General features: G+C 61.9%; 15 protein-coding genes and 1 pseudogene. 13 read left to right on the forward strand and 3 right to left on the reverse strand.

What is annotated here, in order from left to right:
• The 13 genes and pseudogenes from PAF17_RS02735 to folD all read left to right on the forward strand — a co-directional run.
• Nucleotides 1-132, forward strand: a pseudogene (locus PAF17_RS02735) (succinyl-CoA--3-ketoacid-CoA transferase); the annotation flags it as partial.
• Between the two features lie 100 nt (nt 133-232).
• Nucleotides 233-805, forward strand: coding sequence for a hypothetical protein (locus PAF17_RS02740; protein ID WP_271887554.1), 573 nt, complete (start codon nt 233-235; stop codon nt 803-805).
• Between the two features lie 48 nt (nt 806-853).
• Nucleotides 854-1,258: a tol-pal system-associated acyl-CoA thioesterase gene (gene ybgC / locus PAF17_RS02745; RefSeq protein WP_271887555.1), complete on the forward strand. Its 405-nt coding sequence runs from the start codon at nt 854-856 to the stop codon at nt 1,256-1,258.
• 186 nt (nt 1,259-1,444) lie between these two features.
• Complete coding sequence (tolQ, locus tag PAF17_RS02750) at nt 1,445-2,140, forward strand: protein TolQ (RefSeq protein ID WP_271887556.1); 696 nt, start codon at nt 1,445-1,447, stop codon at nt 2,138-2,140.
• A gap of 10 nt (nt 2,141-2,150) precedes the next feature.
• A complete protein-coding gene (locus PAF17_RS02755; protein ID WP_271887557.1) occupies nt 2,151-2,603 on the forward strand; it encodes an ExbD/TolR family protein in 453 nt (150 codons plus the stop codon).
• Nucleotides 2,604-2,606: 3 nt separating this feature from the next.
• The gene (locus PAF17_RS02760) at nt 2,607-4,238 is read left to right on the forward strand and encodes a protein TolA (protein ID WP_271887558.1); all 1,632 of its coding nucleotides are present in this window, start codon (nt 2,607-2,609) and stop codon (nt 4,236-4,238) included.
• A 60-nt stretch (nt 4,239-4,298) separates the two neighbouring features.
• The gene (tolB, locus tag PAF17_RS02765) at nt 4,299-5,618 is read left to right on the forward strand and encodes a Tol-Pal system beta propeller repeat protein TolB (RefSeq protein WP_271887559.1); all 1,320 of its coding nucleotides are present in this window, start codon (nt 4,299-4,301) and stop codon (nt 5,616-5,618) included.
• Between the two features lie 24 nt (nt 5,619-5,642).
• Nucleotides 5,643-6,176 (forward strand): peptidoglycan-associated lipoprotein Pal, encoded by a 534-nt coding sequence (gene pal / locus PAF17_RS02770; protein WP_271887560.1) that lies wholly within the window; start codon nt 5,643-5,645, stop codon nt 6,174-6,176.
• Nucleotides 6,176-7,117: a tetratricopeptide repeat protein gene (locus PAF17_RS02775; RefSeq protein ID WP_271887561.1), complete on the forward strand. Its 942-nt coding sequence runs from the start codon at nt 6,176-6,178 to the stop codon at nt 7,115-7,117. Before pal ends, PAF17_RS02775 begins: the two co-directional genes overlap by 1 nt.
• Nucleotides 7,050-8,363, forward strand: a complete 1,314-nt coding sequence (gene tilS / locus PAF17_RS02780; RefSeq protein ID WP_271887562.1) for a tRNA lysidine(34) synthetase TilS — start codon at nt 7,050-7,052, stop codon at nt 8,361-8,363. Before PAF17_RS02775 ends, tilS begins: the two co-directional genes overlap by 68 nt.
• A gap of 57 nt (nt 8,364-8,420) precedes the next feature.
• Nucleotides 8,421-10,310 carry an ATP-dependent zinc metalloprotease FtsH gene (ftsH, locus tag PAF17_RS02785; RefSeq protein ID WP_271887563.1) on the forward strand — a complete coding sequence of 630 codons (1,890 nt, stop codon included), beginning with the start codon at nt 8,421-8,423 and terminating at the stop codon, nt 10,308-10,310.
• Nucleotides 10,311-10,452: 142 nt separating this feature from the next.
• Nucleotides 10,453-10,770, forward strand: a complete 318-nt coding sequence (locus PAF17_RS02790) for a chorismate mutase (protein ID WP_271887564.1) — start codon at nt 10,453-10,455, stop codon at nt 10,768-10,770.
• On the forward strand, nt 10,751-11,626 hold the full coding sequence (gene folD, locus PAF17_RS02795; protein WP_271887565.1) for a bifunctional methylenetetrahydrofolate dehydrogenase/methenyltetrahydrofolate cyclohydrolase FolD: 876 nt from the start codon (nt 10,751-10,753) through the stop codon (nt 11,624-11,626). Before PAF17_RS02790 ends, folD begins: the two co-directional genes overlap by 20 nt.
• 53 nt (nt 11,627-11,679) lie before the next feature.
• On the opposite strand, the gene ruvB is transcribed toward folD, so the two are convergent.
• The 3 genes from ruvB to ruvC all read right to left on the reverse strand — a co-directional run bounded on the left by ruvB (nt 11,680) and on the right by ruvC (nt 14,026).
• Nucleotides 11,680-12,711, reverse strand: coding sequence for a Holliday junction branch migration DNA helicase RuvB (ruvB, locus tag PAF17_RS02800; protein WP_271887566.1), 1,032 nt, complete (start codon nt 12,709-12,711; stop codon nt 11,680-11,682).
• 83 nt (nt 12,712-12,794) lie between these two features.
• On the reverse strand, nt 12,795-13,511 hold the full coding sequence (gene ruvA / locus PAF17_RS02805; protein ID WP_271887567.1) for a Holliday junction branch migration protein RuvA: 717 nt from the start codon (nt 13,509-13,511) through the stop codon (nt 12,795-12,797).
• A complete protein-coding gene (gene ruvC / locus PAF17_RS02810) occupies nt 13,508-14,026 on the reverse strand; it encodes a crossover junction endodeoxyribonuclease RuvC (protein WP_271887568.1) in 519 nt (172 codons plus the stop codon). Before ruvC ends, ruvA begins: the two co-directional genes overlap by 4 nt.
• Nucleotides 14,027-14,161 lie beyond the last annotated feature (135 nt).

Consider the following 14,161-nt stretch of genomic DNA (forward strand, 5'->3'; position numbering starts at 1 on the left):
GTGGTCAATCGCATCATCACCAATCTGGGCGTTCTGGACGTGGTCGAGGGCGGCCTGAAGATCGTCGAACTCGCCGATGGCGTGACCGAAGAAGAACTGCGCGCCGCAACCGAAGCCACCATCGTCAACTGATCACGACCACCACTGACAACACGAAAACGGGGGGCGAGTCCCCCCGTTTTACGTCGAACCGACCGATCGCACGCAGCAACCGAGCGCAGGAAGAAAGCTGATGACGCCAGAAGAGATCACCGCGCTGTTCACTCGCAAGGACGGGACCTATCTCTGCGCTCGTTGGGGCCGCCCTGTCGCGCCGGTTATTTTCGGATTGGCGGATGAGAGCCTGAACATCTTTCGCGAGGTCATTCGCACCGGTTTTGCCCATGCCGGGCATCCGGTGACGGATACCGACCCTGAATTGGGCAGCAATTTGATGATGTTTTTCGTGCGCGACTGGTCCGAACTTGACCACGTGCCCGATCTGGACCGGTTGACCGGCAGCGACGATCTGCCGACCCGCCTTCAATCACAAAATGCCGACCAGTATCGCCTGTTCCGATTTGATCCGGACGGCGCGATCCGCGCCTGCCTGCATTTCATCCGCATGTCGGGCGCATTGTCAAAAGCGCATCCAGCCGAACTGGCCGAGGCATTGACGATGCGTTCGACCCTCAGCTTTGCAACCGACATTACACCTTCGGCCGGGTTGGCGACCTTGATCCGCGCGGCCTATGATCCGACGATGCCAGTCGCCGCGACCGACGCGAGCCATGCCCTGCGCCTGTTCGCAAGGCTGGAAAGATGAACCGTTTGCGCAATTGCCGCGGATCATTCCTCTGCCTAGGATAGATCCATGAAGCACCGAATGAATATCCGCGTCTATTACGAAGACACCGACCTTGCCGGGATCGTCTATTACGCGAATTACCTGAAATTCATCGAACGCGGCCGGTCGGAATGGCTGCGCGATCTTGGCGTTGATCAGGTCGCCATGAAGCAGGACGAAGGCAAGGTCTTCGCCGTGCGCCGGATCGAGGCCGATTATCTCAGGCCCGCGCGCTTTGACGATCGCCTGGTGGTGCAGACCGGCCTGACCAGACTAAGCCCCGCACGAATCATCATGGACCAGACAGTGTGGCGCGATGAAGACAGGTTGTTCGACGCCAAGGTCACGATCGCCTGCCTTGACGGCCATGGACGTCCCACACGCCTGCCAGCCTTGCTGGCGACACGGCTGAACGCCTCCGTGCAAGGGTGAATATCCTGCGCCCGGGCGATGCGCGACAACAGCAAACTTGTGAATCCCGGTGCCATCGGTTGACATTTTCCTGAAACATAATGGCAGTTCTGGTGACGCCATTGTGTTAGGCAGGGGACTAAAAGCCCTGCTACAGAGGCGCTAAAAGGCCCGGCAACCCGGCCCGTTGACGATGAGGCAGTGACTATGGAACCCATTCAGGCCGCACAGGCCCTCGATTTTTCGCTGGTGGCGCTGTTTGCGCGCGCATCGCTGACGGTCAAGATCGTCATGATCTTGCTGATTGTCGCGTCTTTCTGGGGGTGGGCCATCATCATCCAGAAATTCATCAGCTTTGCGGCCGCACGGCGCGAAGCAAACCGCTTTGATCGGGCCTTCTGGTCAGGTGAACCGCTGGACGACCTGTTCGACCGGCTGGGCGAAACCCCTTCGGGCGCGTCAGAGCGCATCTTCGCGGCGGGCATGATCGAATGGCGCCGCAGCCATCGCGACGACGGCGCCCTCATTCCCGGCGGCGTGCAACGTATCGACCGCGCCATGAATGTCGCCATCCAGCGCGAGGAATCGCGCCTGTTCAAAGGGCTGTCCTTTCTGGCAACGGTCGGATCAACCGCGCCTTTCATCGGTCTGTTCGGCACCGTCTGGGGGATCAAGACCGCCTTCGAAGGCATCGCGATGTCTCAGAACACCAGCCTTGCCGTGGTTGCGCCAGGCATCGCCGAGGCGCTTCTGGCCACCGCCCTGGGGTTGTTGGCGGCCATTCCGGCGGTGATCTTCTACAACAAGCTTTCAGGTGATGCCGAACGGGTCGTCGGCAACTGGGAAGCATTTGCCGACGAATTCTCGACGCTGCTGTCACGTCAGCTCGACGGCGAAAGCTGAGGGCGCGGACATGGCCGATGTCGTCAAAAGGGTTGGACGCAAGGGGCGCGGTCGGCGTCGCAACGCGCCCATGTCAGAAATCAACGTGACGCCTTTCGTGGACGTGATGCTGGTTTTGCTAGTCATCTTCATGGTGGCCGCGCCGTTGATGACCGCAGGGGTTCCGATCAACCTGCCCAAGACGGCCGCGACGGCCGTGCCTTCGGAACCCGAAGAGCCGCTGGTCATTTCCATTCCCGCCGATGGCGCCATCACATTGATGAACGCACCCGTCGCAGATGACGAGGTCGTCGCACGCCTGCGCGCCGTTCTGGCCGAACGCCAGACAGACAAGATCTTTTTGCGGGCTGACGGCGGCATTCCCTATTCGCGTGTCGTTCAGGTCATGGGTGCACTGAACGCGGCAGGCTATACCAATATCGTTCTGGTCACCGATACCGGCGGCCCGCGACTGGATCGCTGATCGATGGAGGACCGCGAGCGCCGAATTGGATATTGGGTATCGGGCATGGCGCATGCCGGGCTGATCCTGTGGGCGTTGCTGGGCGGGGTTCTGTTTCGTCCTCAACCCTCGGTTCCGGTGCGCAGCACCGAGGTCGCCACCATGAGCGGCGCAGAATTCGAAGCCTATGCAGCAGCCTCGCGGGGGGCGGGACCGGTGTCGCAGGACGCCACGACCGTCGCCACCATCCCCCCACCCGAAACCGGGGACAATGCCGGGCAGGTTCCCGAATCCTTGCCCTCGCCCGCAGCCGAATCGAACGCAGAAGAGCTGGCGCAGCCTGACATTTCGGATTCCAGCCCTGATCTGAGCGATTTTGACGCCCAGCCCCGTGTCGAGGCGGCCAGTTCGCTGCCGGCGGCGCCCGAAACGCCTGAGATCGAGGAAACCACGCCTCCTATCCCAGACGCGGCCACCGCACCGGTTTCAGCACCACAGTCGACCCCATCCAGCCCAACCCCACCCAGCATCACCCAACCTGATGAGGTCGCGCCACCCGTCCCGCCAAGCTCGGCCCTTGCCCTGAACAGGTCCGCCTTGCCTCAGCCGCGGCCCGAAGACCTTGTTGCCAACCGCAACGCGCGACTGGCTGCGCAAGCTGCCGCCGCAGAAGCCGCCCGCGAAGCCGAGCGCGCCGCGGAAGCAGCCAGACAAGCCGAGGCGGACCGACTGGAAACCGAACGTCAGGCCGAAGCCGAGCGGCAAGCAGAGGCCGAGCGGCAGGCAGAGGCTGAACGGCAGGAAGCGGCCCGTCAAGAAGCAGAACGGCAAGCTGCCGAACAGGCCGAACGCGACGCGGAACGACTGGAAGCCGAACGGCAGGCGGAGGCCGAACGGCAGGCAGAGGCTGAACGGCAGGCAGAGGCCGAACGGCAGGCTGCCCAACGCGCCGAACAAGAACGGCTGGCCGAAGAGGCCCGGCAGGAAGAAGAACGTCGCGCCGCCGAGCAGGAAGCCGCGGATCGCCAGGCGCTGGAGGATGCATTGCGCGAAGCCCAGCAACAGGGCGATGGCACCGCCGATTCCGATACAACTGGCGATGCCTTCGCCGGTGATCGCCAGCGTATCGAAGGCGGCAGCGGAGCCTCGGCAACGCAGGATGCACTGGGGGCGGCACTGTCCGGTGCCTTGTCCGGCGCCCAATCCACCCCTTCGGAACCGGCACCGGACCCGATGCAGCTGGCCCCGGTGCCGATTACACCGACACCACTTCCCGCACCTGACGAACGTTCGGATGCCGGACAGAACGACCCTGGGGCTGCGCCGCTTGGCCAGCCCCTTTCACTTTCGGAACGTGATGGTTTTCGCACGGCGATCCAGCAATGCTGGAATGTCGGGGCCTTGTCCCTCGAGGCTGCCCGCATGTCGGTTTCGGTCGAATTCCGGATGGGCCCGGACGGTCGCCCCGATGCCAACAGCCTGCGTCTGGTCGATCAGCGCGGCGGATCGCAATTCGCCGCCCAGAATGCCTTCGAAGTGGCCCGCCGCGCGATCCTGATGTGCGGGCGCAACGGCTATCCGCTGCCCGCCGAAAAATATGGCCGCTGGCAAGAAGTCATCGTCGATTTCCGCCCCGAAGGCATTGGATTCAACTAATGGTGCATAGGTATTTCACCGTACTTTTGCGCCCCCGCAAAAAAGGTTAGAGAGGACAACATGTTCCGCGAACTGACATTGCTGCTTGCCCTTGGTCTGGCCACCGCACCCATTGCCCCGCTGCCCGCAGCGGCGCAGGATGGCCCCTTGCGCATTGAAATCACCGACGGTGTGGTCGAACCCATGCCGATCGCGATTCCGGATTTCTTTGGCGATAGCGAAGTTGCCGCCAAAATCCGCAAGGTCGTCGCAGATGATCTGACCGGCACCGGATTGTTCCGCGAAATTCCGTCCGATGCCCATATAGCGCGCCCCGGAAGCTTTGCCGAGGCGATTGCCTATGAAGATTGGCGCGCGGTCAATGCACAGGCACTGGTCACGGCCGAAGTCATCGGATCGGGCAATGAGATCAGCGTCAAATTCCGCCTGTTCGATGTCTTTGCCGGACAGCCGCAGGGTGACGGGATGCAGTTCGATGCTCGCGCCGGTGACTGGCGGCGGGCGGCGCACAAGATCGCCGACCAGATCTATACCCGCCTGACCGGTGAGGCGCCCTATTTCGACAGCCGCGTCGCCTTTGTGCAGGAAACCGGCCCCAAGGATGCACGCATCAAGCGCATCGGGGTCATGGATTACGATGGCGCGAACATCCTGTGGATGACTGACAGTTCATCCCTGGTGCTGGCCCCCAATTTTTCGCCCGACGGCAAGACCATTCTGTTCACCAGCTTTGACAGCGGTTTTCCTCAGATCCGGGTCATGGATGTGGCCAACGTCACATCGCGGCCGCTAACGCAAGGGGGCGACAGCATGGCGTTCGCCCCGCGCTACAGCCCGGATGGTCGCTGGATCGTCTATTCGCTGGAAAAAGGCGGCAATACCGATATCTGGCTGATGGACTCGGCCACCGGCGCGCAACGACCGCTGACATCTTCGCCGTCGATCGAAACCTCGCCAAGCTTCAGCCCCGATGGCAAGCGGATCGTATTTGAATCCGATCGCTCGGGCACGCCCCAGCTGTATATCGTGGGGCTGGAAGGCGGCGAGCCCGAGCGCATCAGCTTTGGCGAGGGCAGATATGGCACCCCGGCATGGTCGCCCAAAGGTGACATGATCGCCTTTACCAAGCAATTGGGCGAACGTTTTCATATTGGCGTCATGCGCACGGATGGCTCGGCCGAGAAAAATCTGACCGAATCTTTCCTTGACGAAGGCCCGACCTGGGCGCCCAATGGCCGCGTCGTGATGTTCACCCGTGTCACGCCCGGCGGAAACGGTCAGCCGCGATTGCATTCCGTCGACATCACCGGGCGCAATATGCGACCGCTGGACCTTGACTTTGCCGCCTCGGACCCGTCTTGGGGTCCGTTGATGCCGTAAGGAATATGCCCGAAGGAATCCGAGATGAAAGCCTGGATCAAGCCCGTTACCCTCGTCTGCCTGTTGGGGCTGGCCGCCTGCGCCCAGCAACCCCAAGCACCCCAGCAAATCTATGATCCCTATGCAAACACCACCTCCGGCGCGCTGTATCAGGGCGAACTGGCCGGCGGCGCGTTGGGCGCCGAGGCCACGGCGCAGTATTTCGCAAGCTCGATCGGGGACACGGTCCTGTTTCCTTCGGGTCAGACGACCCTGACGGGTGAGGCACGCAGCGTGCTGACACGTCAGGCCGAATGGCTGAACAAATACACCAACTTCAATGCGGTCGTTCAGGGCCATGCCGAGGAAACCGGCACCCGTGAATACAACCTGGCCCTTGGCGCACGCCGCGCCAGCGCGGTTCAGGAATATCTGATTGCCCAGGGTGTCGCCGCAGGACGCATCCGGACCCTCAGCTTCGGCAAGGAACGCCCGGTCGAGACCTGCTCGGACGAGGCATGTTATGCCAAGAACCGTCGCGCCGTGACCGTCGTCACTGACACCGGACCCGCATCCTGATGAAACATCTTGCCGCCCTGCTGCTGACGCTGATCATGGCATGCCTGACGCCTGCCGCCGCGCAAGAACCGAACCTGGCCGATTTGCGCGGCGATCTGAACCAGCTGCGCAACGAATTGCAATCGCTGCGCTCGGAGCTGGTGGCCTCCGGGGCGGCGGGCTTTCAGGCCGCGGGTGGCGATGCGGCCATTGACCGCATGAATGCGATGGAACGCCACCTGACCTACCTGACGGATCGGGTGGAACAACTGCAAAACCGCGTCAGGCGTATCGTGGCGGACGGCACACGCCGCATTGACGATATCGAGTTCCGCCTGTGCGAGATGGACGAAACCTGTGATCTGGGGGCGTTGACGACGCCGGATCTTGGGGGGCTGGCGGCAGGCGGCGCGGCCTCGCCTCAGGTTGGGCCGGCCCAATCCGGGGTTGAAACTGCCCCGCCCGGCAAGGCAACCACCAATGCCGAACAGGCCGATTTCGATCTGGCACGCGCAGCACTGAACGATGGGGATTTTCAACGGGCCGCGCAGTTGTTCGGCGAAGTCGCGGAAAACCATGCGGGCGGGCCGCTGACCGCCGAAGCCCTGTTCCTGCGCGGTGCGGCGCTGGACAGTCTTGGCGATTCCTCAGGGGCGGCGGCTGCGTGGCTGGAAGGTTTCGCCGCATCGCCCGACGGCCCCCGGGCAGCAGAAAGCCTGCTTGGTCTTGCCCGGGTTATCGCATCTGATGGTGATGCGACGGCCTCGTGCCTGTATCTGGCAGAGATCCCCGCCCGGTTTCCCGGCAGCGACGCCGCCCAAGAGGCCGAGCGTCGCATGACTGTTCTGAACTGTGGTGGAATCGATCTTGGCCATGTGGATCTGGATCAGGGCTTTGCAACCCCTTCCGAGTTCGGCAACCTGGACCCCGAAGCGGCTGCCGATCTGGCCGATTATCAATGATTTCGACGACATAAACACCGTGGCTGTCGATCCTTTCGTCAGGGTTCGCGCCAACCTGGACCGTCTGGCCGGGTCCAGCCCCGCATTGGGCGTGGCCGTATCGGGCGGGGGCGATTCCGTCGCGCTGATGCATATGATCGCGCGATGGCGCATCAACCGGCGCGTTCAGGTGGCGACAGTTGATCATGGATTACGTCCCGAAAGCCGCGCCGAGGCCGACACCGTGGCCCGGCAAGCGGCAGATCTGGGCCTGCGCCACGACATCCTGACCTGGCAAAGACCGGTCACGGGATCCGGCAACCTGATGGCCGAGGCGCGTAAAGCAAGACTGCACCTGTTGTCACATTGGGCCAAAGCCAATGATCTGGCCATGATTGCATTGGGTCACACCGCGGATGATCAGGCCGAAACGTTGGTGATGCGGCTTGATCGCGGCGCTGGGGTTGATGGTTTGGCGGCCATGGCCCCCGCTCGTCAGGCGCACGGCACGATCTGGCTGCGCCCGATGCTGGACGTGACCCGCGATGACCTGCGCGACTGGTTGCAGGCCGAGCATCTCGATTGGATAGATGATCCCAGCAATGAGAACGACGACTATGAACGGGTCCGGGTGCGCAAGGTGCTGCGTTCATCGGGATGGCAGATCGCCCGGATCGCCGAATCAGCCGCCAATCTGCGCGAGGTTCGCTCCGCGCTGTCATATTATGCTTTGCAAACCTGTGCCGACGCGAATTTTGCCAACGCCGCAGTCGATCTGGACGTGGTTGCCTTTCATGACGCACCCGCCGAAATTCGCAGGCGCATCCTGATTGCCGCGACCCGCTGGGTGACGGGGGCGCCCTATCCGGCGCGTCGCGCCACGGTTTCCCACGCAATGGACGCAGTGAACGCAGGCAAACGGGTCACGCTTGACGGCGTGCTGATCCATCCACGGGGTGACCGGTTGCACATCATCCGCGAACCCGCTGCGGCACTGCGGGCCGCAGCGGGTCGCACGACCTGGGACGGGCGCTGGCGAATCACCGATCTTCCCGCGCATCTCCGGATTTCGGCCCTTGGGCTGCGCAACCTGTCCGGCCTGAACTGGCGCGACCATGGGCTGTCGCATGACGAAGCCATCGCAAGCCCGGCAATCTATGACCGGAATCAGCTGATCGAGGCGCCATTGCTGCAACCACAGGGCGCATTTCGCGTGACTCCGCTGCGAAGCGCGACGGATTTTCGCAGTCTTGTCATGGCGCATTGAACCTGCGGCAATAATCCCTATTTTCATTGCAAACCGAATTCCGCCGGAGGACCCGTTTTGGGCAACGCACGTAACTTGGCCTTCTGGGTCGTTCTGTTCCTGATGATCCTGGCGCTGTTCAACCTGTTCAGCGACGGAACAGCGACGATGAACAGCCGGCAGATCAGCTATTCCGATTTTGTCGAACGCGTCGACAACGATCAGATTTCTGCCGTGACCATAGATGGCGAAGACCTGATGATCACCGGCGCGGATGGGCAGCAATATTCCACCGTACGCCCCTTGGGCGAGGAAATCACCGACCGGCTGATCGACAAGAATGTCGACGTCAAGGTGGTCAAGCAACAGCAATCGGGCTTTATGTCGATGCTGGGGGTCTGGCTGCCTTTCATCCTGCTGATCGGTGTGTGGATCTTCTTCATGAACCGCATGCAGGGTGGTGGCAAAGGCGGGGCGATGGGCTTTGGCAAATCGCGCGCCAAGCTGCTGACCGAAAAGCATGGCCGCGTGACCTTTGACGACGTGGCCGGCATCGACGAAGCCAAGGAAGAACTGGAAGAGATCGTCGAATTCCTGCGCAATCCGCAGAAATTCAGCCGTCTGGGCGGCAAGATCCCGAAAGGCGCGCTGCTGGTCGGCCCTCCGGGCACCGGTAAGACGCTGCTGGCCCGCGCCATCGCAGGCGAAGCCGGTGTGCCGTTCTTCACCATCTCGGGCTCTGATTTCGTGGAAATGTTCGTCGGCGTCGGCGCCAGCCGTGTGCGCGACATGTTCGAACAGGCGAAGAAAAGCGCCCCCTGTATCCTGTTCATCGACGAGATCGACGCGGTCGGACGCTCGCGCGGCGTCGGCATCGGCGGCGGCAACGACGAACGCGAACAGACACTGAACCAGTTGCTGGTCGAAATGGACGGTTTCGAGGCGAATGAAGGCATCATCATCATCGCCGCGACGAACCGCAAGGACGTTCTGGACCCTGCCCTGTTGCGTCCGGGCCGCTTCGACCGTCAGATCCACGTGCCGAACCCCGATATCAAGGGCCGTGAGAAGATCCTGTCGGTCCATGCCCGCAAGGTCCCGGTCGGCCCCGATGTCGATCTGCGCATCATCGCGCGCGGCACGCCCGGGTTTTCCGGCGCCGATCTGATGAACCTCGTGAACGAAGCCGCGCTGATGGCTGCCCGCATCGGACGGCGTTTTGTCAGCATGGAAGATTTCGAAAACGCCAAGGACAAGGTGATGCTGGGCGTCGAACGACGCAGCATGGTTCTGTCGCCCGAGCAAAAGGAAAAAACCGCCTATCACGAGGCCGGTCACGCCATCGTCGGACTGTCGCTGCCCAAATGCGATCCGGTCTACAAGGCGACGATCATTCCGCGTGGCGGCGCCCTTGGTATGGTGGTCAGCCTGCCCGAAATGGATCGGCTGAACTTCCACAAGGATGAAGCCAAGCAGAAACTGGCGATGACCATGGCCGGCAAGGCCGCCGAAATCATCAAATACGGTGAGGAAGGCGTGTCCAATGGCCCCGCCGGTGACATTCAGCAAGCCTCCGGCCTTGCTCGCGCCATGGTCATGCGCTGGGGCATGTCGGACAAGGTCGGCAATATCGATTATGCCGAAGCCCATGAGGGATATTCGGGCAGCACGGGCGGTTTTTCGGTCTCTGCGGCAACCAAGGAACTTATCGAGCAGGAAGTGCATGACCTGATCGAAGAAGGCTATGCCGAAGCCCGCCGCATCCTGATCGAAAAGAACGAAGAATTCGAACGCCTTGCTCAGGGCCTGCTGGAATATGAAACCCTGACTGGCGAAGAGATCGGCAAGATCATCCGTGGCGAACAGCTGGGCGGCGATGACGATACGCCGGGCAGCGCAATCCCCTCGGTGACCGCTGTTCCAAAGACCGGCAAGCCCACTCCGGGCGGTGATCCGGCTCCGGCCTGACCCGCACAAAGCCCCGCCCATCCGGACGGGGCTTTTTTCATGTCGTCGCAAGGCCGTGAAATCCACTTGCCCGCATCGCCGGCAAATGCGTATCACGGTGCGACAGACCCATCAGAAACGATCAGGTGCAAGTTACGCCCTCATGAACCAGTTTGACGACATCGCCGACATGACCGCATTGCGCCTGAAAATCGACGAGGTCGATGGTCAGCTTATCTCGCTGCTCGCGCAGCGGCGCGAGCTGATCGACAGGGCGGCACAGATCAAGGCGCGTGAAGGCCTGCCTGCACGCATCGACTGGCGCGTCGAAGAGGTGGTCGAGAATGCCCGGCGCAATGCGCGCGCGGCGGGGCTGGACCCCGATCTGATCGGCCCGATCTGGCGCGCTCTTGTCGAGGCCGCCATTGCCCAGGAAGACAGCCATTTGAAAGGAAATGTTGATGACCGCGACGCTGATTGATGGCAAGGCCTTTGCGGCCGGGCTGCGCGAACGGATCGCCGATGAGGTCAAGGCACTGAAGGACCGTGGCATCACACCGGGTCTGGCGGTCGTTCTGGTCGGCGAGGACCCTGCAAGTCAGGTCTATGTCCGCTCCAAGGGCAAGCAGACCGTTCAGGTCGGCATGAACTCTTACGAACACAAGCTGTCGGCGGACATCTCGCAGGATGAATTGCTGACCCTGATCGAGCGGCTGAATGCCGATCCGGCGGTGAACGGTATTCTGGTGCAGCTTCCCCTGCCCTCCCATATGGATGAAGCGGCAGTCATCAACGCGATCGACCCCGACAAGGATGTCGATGGCTTCCACATCCAGAATGTCGGGCGCCTTGCAACGGGGCAAAACGCGATGGTGCCCTGCACCCCCTTGGGATGCCTGATGCTGCTGCGTGACCAGCTTGGCGATCTTTCGGGCAAAAGTGCGGTGGTGCTGGGGCGCAGCAATATCGTCGGAAAACCGATGGCCCAGCTTCTGCTTCGCGACAGCGCCACGGTGACGATCGCCCATTCCCGCACCGTCGATCTGCCGCAGCTGTGCCAACAGGCCGACATCCTTGTGGCGGCAGTTGGCCGGGCGAATTTCGTGAAGGCCGATTGGGTGAAACCCGGCGCAACTGTGATTGATGTGGGAATCAACCGCACGGATGACGGGCTGGTCGGAGACGTGGATTTCGCAGCCGCGGCGCAGGTCGCAGGCGCGATCACGCCGGTTCCCGGAGGCGTTGGCCCGATGACCATTGCCTGTCTGCTGGCCAATACCCTGACCGCCACGGCACGCGCGAACGGCTTGCCGGACCCCGAGGGCCTGACGCCCTGATCCTGAAGACGGCGCCGGAAACGTGATGGTAACTGATCGGGGCATCGCCCCGATCAGTTACCAAACAGGCTTTGCTGACCAGTCGGCGCGGGCGCAGCCAGACCCAGATGCGCCCATGCCCGAGGTGCAAGCATCCGTCCGCGCGGCGTTCTTGCAATCAGACCTTGCTGCAGAAGATAGGGCTCGATCACCTCTTCGATCGCATCTCGGCTTTCCGAGAGCGCAGCGGACAATGTCTCGACACCCACGGGACCGCCGCCATAATGTTCCGCCATCAGCAGAAGATAGCGCCGGTCAGCACCGTCCAGCCCCAGGTCGTCAACGCCCAGGCGGGTCAGGGCACTGTCGGCAATCTCCCGGGTCAGGCGACCATCCCCTTCGACCAAAGCAAAATCGACGACCCGGCGCAACAGCCGCCCGGCGATCCGCGGTGTGCCACGGGCCCGCCGCGCAATTTCATGCGTGCCGTCCGGATCGGCATCGATACCCAGCATGCGCGCGCCCCTTTGCACAATCTGGTTCAACTCGGCAATCGTATAGAATTGCAGGCGCGTCGGAATCCCGAACCGGTCGCGCAAAGGGGTCGTCAGCAATCCTAAGCGCGTCGTCGCCCCGACCAGTGTGAAAGGCTGCAATTCGATCCGCACAGTGCGCGCGGCAGGACCTTCACCAATAACCAGATCCAGCTCGAAATCCTCCATCGCCGGATAAAGAACCTCTTCTACGGCCGGGTTCATGCGATGGATCTCATCGATGAACAGCACATCACGCGCCTCAAGATTGGTCAGGATCGCCGCAAGATCCCCCGCGCGCGCCAGAACCGGCCCCGAGGTCATGCGAAAACTGACCCCCAATTCACGTGCCATGATCTGGGCGAGCGTCGTCTTGCCCAATCCCGGCGGGCCGAAAAACAATGTATGATCCATCGCTTTGCCACGCATGCGGGCACTGTCGATAAAAACACGCAGATTGGCGCGTGCTTCTGCCTGACCAACGAAATCCGTCAGGGCCTGAGGACGCAACGCGCGGTCTTCCGTCTCGCCCTCGATAGGCTCGGGTCGCAGAGTGGGATCAGATTGCGTCATTTTCGATCCGGCCCAGAAAGCGAATGTGACCAGGCAAGTGGCACCCGTTCAAATTGCAAGACATCGAACACTTCATTCCACCCTTAGCCTTTCGGCGCCAATAACCGAAGCGCCGCACGGATCAATGCCGGGGTTTGCGCCGAAGCTTGATCCGTCTGGGCCTCGGCAACCGCAGCGGCGGCTTCACCGTGACCATATCCAAGATTGATCAGGGCAGACAGTGCTTCTGCTGCCGCAGTTGCCGATTGCGCCGTATCAGAGGCGGGGCGCGCCGCGGCATCGGCCATCGAGGCCGATGCCGCGGCGGCGGTTTCTGCGGGCTCGATGCCCGTAGAAACCGCTCCCCCTATCTGCGGATGTCCTGCATCAACTGTCAGGTTTCCTCCCAAAGCCATGATGCCCGGCGCCTTGTCCTTCAGTTCCAGAACCACGCGTTGCGCAAGCTTTGGCCCCACTCCCGGTGCCTTTCGAACCGCCGACCAGTCCCCCAATGTAATAGCCCGCGACAATCCTTCGGCCCCCAGGGTTCCCAACACCGCCAGCGACACCTTGGCACCCACACCCTGCACGCTGGTCAGCAACCGGTGCCATTCTTTTTCCAGCATGGTCGCGAATCCGAAAAGCTGCAGCAGATCTTCGCGCACCAAAAGTTCCGTATATAGCGCGACCGCCTCACCCGCCGGTGGCAGGCTGGCGGCGGTTCTTTCGCTGACATGCACGATATAGCCGATACCACGCACATCGATCAGCACCTGATCCTGTCCTCGGTGTAGTATCACACCTGCAATACGACCGATCATATCGTTCCCCTGTTGCTTGCAGCCACACGCATCACGCGTCCCTGCAGATGGTGCGCGTGACATATCGCGATAGCCAGCGCATCAGCGGCATCTGCTGTCTCGAATTTGACGCCCGGCAGTTGCACGCGCACCATGTGCTGAACCTGTTCCTTGCCGGCATGTCCCACGCCAACAACCGTTTTCTTGACCGCGTTCGGGGCATATTCACCGACTTGCAAACCCGCTTCGGCGGGCGCGAGCAATGCGATACCGCGTGCCTGACCCAGCTTCAGCGTGCCCGTCGCATCCTTGTTGACGAAAGTTTGCTCAACCGCCGCAGCTTCGGGACGGTATTGCGCAATGACGCGGTTCAGCCCCTGAAACAGAAGCGACAACCGCGCCGCCAGATCCGCCTTGCTACCATCGGCGACGCTGTGCACGACACCATTCGCGACATGCCGCAGCCTTGGCCCATCCATGTCGATGATACCCCAGCCCATATTCCGCAATCCCGGATCGATGCCCATGACCCGCATGGCTGCCCCCTTGTTTTTTCCTGCACTAGCACGAAAGGCGAACATCGGCCAGAGTGGATGCCCGCGCACAGGTCATTTGCTTGACACGGGGCCTGTCATTAGAAACACAAAGTTAAACAACAAGTCGTTAACGCC

This window comes from Paracoccus onchidii (assembly GCF_028294535.1).
GTDB lineage: Bacteria > Pseudomonadota > Alphaproteobacteria > Rhodobacterales > Rhodobacteraceae > Paracoccus > Paracoccus onchidii.

Bases quoted from the DNA above. Each gene is read 5' to 3' on its own strand.
- ybgC (WP_271887555.1), top strand. From the start codon at position 854: ATGAAGCACCGAATGAATATCCGCGTCTATTACGAAGACACCGACCTT.
- tolB (WP_271887559.1), top strand. From the start codon at position 4,299: ATGTTCCGCGAACTGACATTGCTGCTTGCCCTTGGTCTGGCCACCGCA.
- pal (WP_271887560.1), top strand. From the start codon at position 5,643: ATGAAAGCCTGGATCAAGCCCGTTACCCTCGTCTGCCTGTTGGGGCTG.
- PAF17_RS02790 (WP_271887564.1), top strand. From the start codon at position 10,453: ATGAACCAGTTTGACGACATCGCCGACATGACCGCATTGCGCCTGAAA.
- PAF17_RS02740 (WP_271887554.1), top strand. From the start codon at position 233: ATGACGCCAGAAGAGATCACCGCGCTGTTCACTCGCAAGGACGGGACC.
- PAF17_RS02760 (WP_271887558.1), top strand. From the start codon at position 2,607: ATGGAGGACCGCGAGCGCCGAATTGGATATTGGGTATCGGGCATGGCG.
- PAF17_RS02755 (WP_271887557.1), top strand. From the start codon at position 2,151: ATGGCCGATGTCGTCAAAAGGGTTGGACGCAAGGGGCGCGGTCGGCGT.
- tolQ (WP_271887556.1), top strand. From the start codon at position 1,445: ATGGAACCCATTCAGGCCGCACAGGCCCTCGATTTTTCGCTGGTGGCG.
- ruvC (WP_271887568.1), bottom strand. From the start codon at position 14,026: ATGCGGGTCATGGGCATCGATCCGGGATTGCGGAATATGGGCTGGGGT.
- ruvB (WP_271887566.1), bottom strand. From the start codon at position 12,711: ATGACGCAATCTGATCCCACTCTGCGACCCGAGCCTATCGAGGGCGAG.
- PAF17_RS02775 (WP_271887561.1), top strand. From the start codon at position 6,176: ATGAAACATCTTGCCGCCCTGCTGCTGACGCTGATCATGGCATGCCTG.
- folD (WP_271887565.1), top strand. From the start codon at position 10,751: ATGACCGCGACGCTGATTGATGGCAAGGCCTTTGCGGCCGGGCTGCGC.
- ruvA (WP_271887567.1), bottom strand. From the start codon at position 13,511: ATGATCGGTCGTATTGCAGGTGTGATACTACACCGAGGACAGGATCAG.